The 6,032-nt window shown below is 61.3% G+C and carries 5 protein-coding genes and 3 tRNA genes; 7 read left to right on the top strand and 1 reads right to left on the bottom strand.

From position 1 onward, the window contains the following. From LQ952_RS15180 to LQ952_RS15165, 4 genes are all read left to right on the top strand, one after another. Positions 1-704 (top strand): NAD-binding protein (locus LQ952_RS15180; protein ID WP_238623462.1); only part of this gene is annotated, 704 nt, incomplete at its 5' end. Between the two features lie 51 nt (positions 705-755). Further along, positions 756-832: transfer RNA gene (locus LQ952_RS15175), tRNA-Asp, on the top strand. 54 nt (positions 833-886) lie between these two features. Next, positions 887-961 (top strand) — tRNA-Thr (locus LQ952_RS15170). Between the two features lie 165 nt (positions 962-1,126). Next, positions 1,127-1,921 (top strand): response regulator, encoded by a 795-nt coding sequence (locus LQ952_RS15165; protein ID WP_238623461.1) that lies wholly within the window; start codon positions 1,127-1,129, stop codon positions 1,919-1,921. 229 nt (positions 1,922-2,150) lie between these two features. Here the strand turns inward: LQ952_RS15165 and LQ952_RS15160 are convergent. Continuing rightward, positions 2,151-2,227, bottom strand: a tRNA-Val gene (locus LQ952_RS15160). 198 nt (positions 2,228-2,425) lie between these two features. Between LQ952_RS15160 and LQ952_RS15155 the strand changes: the two genes are divergently transcribed. The 3 genes from LQ952_RS15155 to LQ952_RS15145 all read left to right on the top strand — a co-directional run. Continuing rightward, positions 2,426-3,223 (top strand): type II secretion system protein N, encoded by a 798-nt coding sequence (locus tag LQ952_RS15155; protein ID WP_238623460.1) that lies wholly within the window; start codon positions 2,426-2,428, stop codon positions 3,221-3,223. Between the two features lie 83 nt (positions 3,224-3,306). After that, a complete protein-coding gene (locus LQ952_RS15150; RefSeq protein WP_238623459.1) occupies positions 3,307-4,245 on the top strand; it encodes a histone deacetylase family protein in 939 nt (312 codons plus the stop codon). Between the two features lie 135 nt (positions 4,246-4,380). Next, positions 4,381-6,032, top strand: a 1,652-nt coding sequence (locus LQ952_RS15145) for a phosphoenolpyruvate carboxykinase (GTP) (RefSeq protein ID WP_238623458.1), incomplete at its 3' end; no start/stop codon positions are given.

Genomic DNA, 6,032 nt, shown 5'->3' with positions numbered 1-6,032 from the left:
GATGCGACGGCCCCTGCGTGGAGGGTCGCGGCACCGAGGCGGATACCCTGCGTCTGGCGGGGATCGACCAGGCCGTGGGCCTGGTGGCCGGGACGGAGCAGGACACCAACAACCTCTCCGTGATCATGACGGCCCGGGACCTGAAGCCGGATCTGTTCATGATTGCCCGTCAGAATCATTGCGACAATCAGGACCTGTTCGATGCGGCACGGCCGGCTCTGGTCATGTGCTCCAGCGAGATGATCGTGGAGTCCATACTGGCCCATCTGGGCAATCCCCTGCTGGCCCGTTTTCTGCTGCTGAGCCTGGGTCGGGGTGAAGCCTGGGCTAATGAACTCCTTAGCCGGATCAGCGGGGTGACAGACGAGCGGGTGCCCGAAGTCTGGCGGGTACACGTCACGGCCAAGGGGGCGCCTGCACTGCATGCCCTGATCCGTGAAGGCCATCCGGTCACCTTGGGGCAATTGCTGGAGGCTGGTCAGGCACGCTATGCGATCCTCAACTGCGTGCCCCTGATGCTTTGCCGGGGAGGAGAAGAGAGATTGACGCCATCGGAGGACACCCTAACCTTGAGCCGGATCAAAAGTGTGTGGTTTGCCCCCTGCTCGGTCGGCCTGAAATCCGCCCCGGAGCGGGGGGGGGGCTGCAGCCTGCCGGAAATCCGCCGGGAAACGGCAGCTGATTTTTTTTCGTGCATTTTTTGAAAAAGCCGCTATAATTCGCCCCCATCACACAGCAGTGTGGTGAATCGATCTGGAGTGGTAGTTCAGTTGGTTAGAATACCGGCCTGTCACGCCGGGGGTCGCGGGTTCGAGTCCCGTCCACTCCGCCATCTTAAAAGCCCTGGGGCAGCGCGCTGCGGGGCTTGATGTGTTTCAAGTGTTTTGCCCATGTGGCTCAGTGGTAGAGCACTCCCTTGGTAAGGGAGAGGTCGGCAGTTCGATCCTGCCCATGGGCACCATCCCCCCCCCTTGGCTTTCCCTCGTGTCTTCCATCGTTTCCCGGTGGATTGCTCCCTTGTCTTCAGCATCTTGCTCAATTGAGGCATGATGGTCCCGCAGGCATCGGTGCCCCCTCGTGTGTGGCGTCCGGATGCCATCCTGGTTAACCGGAATGGGGCTGATCCATGAGTCAAAGAGTGTGTGTGGAAGATCTGGCCATTTTGCTGATTGAGCCGTCGCGGACACAGCGCCAGATCATCACTCGCTTGCTGTCCGAAGGGCATATCCACAAGATCGAGACCGCCGACAGCGCCGGTGCCGCCCTCGATCTCATGGTTTCCTACATACCGGATCTGCTGATTTCCAGTTTTTACATGCCGGACATGGAGGCCCCCGACCTTTTTGCCCGGATGACGGAAGATCCGCGTCTGACGAATATCCCGAAAATGGTGATTTCCAGTGAGCAGCACCATGACAAGCTGGATGCGGTGCGTCAGAGTGGTGTGCTGGCCCTCTTGCCCAAGCCGTTTGACCGCAACGATCTGGAGCGCGCCCTGGCGGTCACTCTGGATTATCTGGAGGAGGAGGAGCTGGATCTGGAAGACCGGGATATCGCCGATGTGCGGGTGTTGCTGGTGGATGATTCGCGCATGGCGCGCAATCATCTGTGTCGGGTGCTGGAGCGCGTGGGGGTGCAGCATATTGATCAGGTGGAGAACGGCGCCTTGGCCCTTGAGCAGCTCCGCCAGCATGAATACGACCTGGTGGTAACCGATTACAACATGCCTGTCATGGATGGTCAGGCTCTGGTCAACGAGATCCGCGGTAATCCCGCCTATGTGCATATTCCGGTGATGATGGTGACGTCCGAGTCAGACGCCTCCCGGCTGTCATCGGTGAAGAAGGCGGGGGTGTCCGCCATCTGCGACAAGCCCTTCGAGGTGGACCAGGTGCGCAGGTTGTTGCGGCGGATGATCTAGCCGCGCCAGCTTCCGTCGAGGCGTTGCATCAGTCCCGCAGTCACTGGGGAGGGGGGGGCAGAAACACCTCCATCTGGACCCGCGCCGGGGTGACCGGTCCGCTCACCCTGGATGCAGGGTCATGCAGTCGTCACGGTCACACGATGGTGACACCGGTCGTGTTACCTGTGGCCAAGCATAAAAAAAGCGGCCCGGGTATCCCGTAAGCCGCTGTTTTTACTGCAAATTCTGGTAGGCGCGATTGGACTCGAACCAACGACCCCCACCATGTCAAGGTGGTGCTCTAACCAGCTGAGCTACGCGCCTGTCGTTGTTGAAGGGCGCATTATACAGGCTGTTGCCACTGTGTCAAATATTTTTTCAAGCTATTGATTTTAATGATTTTAATGGTTTTTTATGGTGGTTGCTTGAGGTCAATGGCAGGCAGCCCACGCCTCACAGGCCTCTTCGGGATTGCCGACGACAGTCCGGCAGGTTCTGTCACCGTCCGTTTATAATCCCTCCATGCGCCGACTCTTCCTGTCTCTGTTATTTTCATTGTCCCTCCTGGCGATCCTGCTGCCCGCTTCGGTCTGGGTGGCGGCTCAGGTCCCGCTCACGCCCTTGCAGGCATTTGCCGATCGACATCTTCCCATGCCGGAGCCCTTGGCCAGGTTGAACATTGAGGGTTCCCTGGGACGCGGCCAGGTGACACAAGTGGTTTTCCCCGGGACGGCCGGTGCGGATCTGGGGGCTGTGGACCTCTCATGGAAGTTGCGGCCCATGCAGGCCGTCACCGGACGTATCGCTGCCGACGTGGAAGCGCATTTCGACGGCGGCCGGTTTGAGGGCGTGGCCAGTCGAAGTCTGGCAGGCTGGCGTATCACCGAAGGCCAGGGTCAGCTACCGGCGGCACGCCTGGAACGGATACTGGAGGGAGCGGGGCTGCAGGGTGTCGGCCTGGATGGCACTGTGCGGCTGGACCTGAGACGGCTGGACATGACCGATGACGGGCAGCTTCAATCGGCCGGCGGGCAACTGGAGTGGCACCATGCCGCCATTCTCGCCGACAGGCCCATCCCGTTGGGGCAGTTGTCGGGCCGGTTTCATGCCGAAGGTGACCGTTTTCAGGGCACGTTAAGGGATCAGGGGGGAGCCCTGGCGCTGCAGGGGCGCGTGACCGGCGATCTTCGCCGGGGCAGGGTGCAATTCGAGGCCGTCGCCACGCCCCGCGACAGGAATGATTCGGCCCTGATCGGCATGTTGGCCGAGGTGGGTGAAGCGCAGGGTGATGGGTTCGTGATCCGGTTTCAGAGGCCGTGATCATTTGCGGTCCCCTATGACGTGGGCGGTGGTGGACTATATCAGTACGAAGAACCCAGCCACTTTTTCAGGATCCCCGGCCCATGTCACTCTTCTTCGTGTCCCATGAAACCTGTCGGCTGCATCGGGCACCTTCGTCTCACCCGGAATGTCCCGAGCGTCTGCAGGCCATCGAGCAGGCGCTGGATCGTTCTTCCCTGGGACAACGAGTGGTCCGCCTGCAGGCCTGCCCGGCCAACCGCGAACAGTTGGAGCGTGTTCACGCACCGGAGTACCTGGATCTGGTGGAGGCCTCCATGCCGCCGCCGGGACAATGGGACATGCTCGATACCGGCGATACCTATCTGTGTGAACACAGCCTGGAGGCGGCCCGGCTGGCGGCGGGCGCGGTGGTGATGGCGGTGGACCGGGTGATGGAAACCCCCGGCAGCACGGCTTTTTGCAGCGTGCGACCGCCGGGGCACCACGCCGGGCGGCGGTTCGGGATGGGATTCTGCCTGTTCAACAATGTGGCGGTTGGGGCGGCCCATGCCATGGCGGTCCATGGCCTGACGCGGGTGGCCATCGTCGATTTCGATGTCCATCACGGCAACGGCACCGAGGACATTTTCCGTCATGAGCCGCGGGTGCTGTTGTGTTCCAGTTTTCAGCACCCCTTGTATCCCGGCACCGGCGCCGATACCCGTAGCGACCATATCCTCAATCTGCCCCTGCATGCCGGTACCGATGGTCCGGCCCTGCGCAGCGCCATGAAGGCGCGCTGGCTGCCGGTGCTGGAGGACTTTGCGCCGCAACTGGTGATGGTCTCCGCCGGGTTCGACGCGCATGTGGATGATCCGCTGGCGAGTTTCCGGCTGGTGGAGGCGGATTATGCCGAGTTGACGGAGATGATCATGGATCTGGCCTGTCGATACAGCCGGGGCCGCGTGGTATCTGTGCTGGAGGGCGGTTATGACCTCCCGGCGCTGGGACGCGGTGTTCTGGTGCACCTTAAGGTGCTGGCCGGTGGTGAACTTGTTTGACGTAGTCCGGCCTGTCTGACCTGGTGCGCGGCAGGCCCCACCGTTCAGGCCGGAGAGGATGTCAAGGGTGCAATACTTGCCAGGCTGCGCTAGTCTCGGTAGACAGGCATTTTCAATTTAAACCTGAGAGGAAACATGAGCGAACAAGCAAGAACCCAGTCAGTCCCCGGCACCGATTATTCCAGCGAGGTGAGGAATGAGGCTCTGGTCCACTGGGTTCAGGAGATGGCGGATCTGTGCAAGCCTGACGCGGTCTACTGGTGCAACGGCTCTCAGGAAGAATACGATTTCTTTACCAACCAACTGGTGGAGCAGGGGACCTTCATTCGACTGAACCCGGAAAAACGGCCCAATAGCTTTGCCTGTTTCTCCGACCCCAGCGACGTGGCCCGGGTGGAGGATCGTACCTTCATCTGCAGCCTGCGCAAGGAAGATGCCGGTCCCACCAACAACTGGGAAGACCCCAAGGCCATGAAGCAGACCCTGAATGGTCTGTTCGACGGGTGCATGCGGGGGCGCACCATGTTCGTGATCCCCTTCAGTATGGGGCCGCTGGGCTCTCCCATTTCCCAGATCGGCGTGGAACTCAGCGACTCCCCCTACGTCGTGGTCAACATGCGCATCATGACCCGCATGGGCCGAAAGGTCATCGATATCCTCGGCGAGGGGGACTTCGTCAAGTGCCTGCATACGGTGGGCGCCCCCCTGGCCCCGGGACAGCAGGATGCCAAGTGGCCCTGCAACCCTGACACCAAGTACATCGTGCATTTCCCCGAAGAGCGCTCCATCATGTCCTACGGCAGCGGCTACGGCGGCAACGCCCTGCTGGGCAAGAAGTGCTTTGCCCTGCGCATTGCCTCGTCTATGGCCCGGGATGAGGGGTGGCTGGCGGAACACATGCTGATCCTGGGAGCGGAGTCTCCTGAAGGGGAAAAGACTTACCTGGCGGCCGCTTTCCCCAGTGCCTGCGGCAAGACCAATTTCGCCATGATGATCCCGCCGGAGGCCCTTGACGGCTGGAAGATCACCACCGTCGGTGACGACATCGCCTGGATCAAGCCCGATTCATCCGGGCAGCTCTACGCCATCAACCCCGAGGCGGGCTATTTCGGGGTGGCGCCGGGCACGAACTACAAGACCAATCCCAATGCCATGGAAACGGTCAAGGCCAATACCATCTTCACCAACGTGGGGGTGACGCCGGACGGGGATGTCTGGTGGGAGGGCATGAGCGATGAACCGCCCAAGGGTACCATCACCTGGACCGGGGCCGTGTATGATCCTTCTTCCGGCAAGCCCGTGGCCCATCCCAACGCCCGTTTCACGGTGCCTGCCGGTCAGTGCCCCAGTATCGATCCGGAGTGGGAGAATCCCAAGGGGGTGCCTATCAGCGCCTTTATCTTCGGCGGGCGTAGAAGCACCACGATTCCGCTGGTGTACCAGTCCTTCAACTGGAGTTCAGGGGTTTACATGGCGGCCACCATGGGCTCGGAGATGACCGCCGCGGCCTTTGGCAAGCTGGGTCAGGTGCGGCGGGATCCCTTTGCCATGCTGCCCTTCGCCGGGTACCACATGGGGGATTATTTCAATCACTGGCTGCAGTTCGGTCGTGACCTGCCGTCGCCGCCGCGTATCTTCGGGGTCAACTGGTTCCGCAAGGATGAGCACGGCAACTTCGCCTGGCCCGGCTTTGGCGAAAACATGCGGGTGCTCAAGTGGATCATCGACCGCGTCAAGGGCAGGACGTCAGCGGTGGAGAGCCCCATCGGCTGGATGCCCCATTACAA

It is taken from the genome of Ectothiorhodospira lacustris, from assembly GCF_022227785.1.
Classification (GTDB): Bacteria; Pseudomonadota; Gammaproteobacteria; order Ectothiorhodospirales; family Ectothiorhodospiraceae; genus Ectothiorhodospira; species Ectothiorhodospira lacustris.
Note: the sequence above shows the minus strand (reverse complement) of the source record. Positions and strands in the feature narration are given on the sequence as shown.

Bases quoted from the DNA above. Each gene is read 5' to 3' on its own strand.
- LQ952_RS15155 (WP_238623460.1), top strand. From the start codon at position 2,426: ATGCGCCGACTCTTCCTGTCTCTGTTATTTTCATTGTCCCTCCTGGCG.
- LQ952_RS15150 (WP_238623459.1), top strand. From the start codon at position 3,307: ATGTCACTCTTCTTCGTGTCCCATGAAACCTGTCGGCTGCATCGGGCA.
- LQ952_RS15165 (WP_238623461.1), top strand. From the start codon at position 1,127: ATGAGTCAAAGAGTGTGTGTGGAAGATCTGGCCATTTTGCTGATTGAG.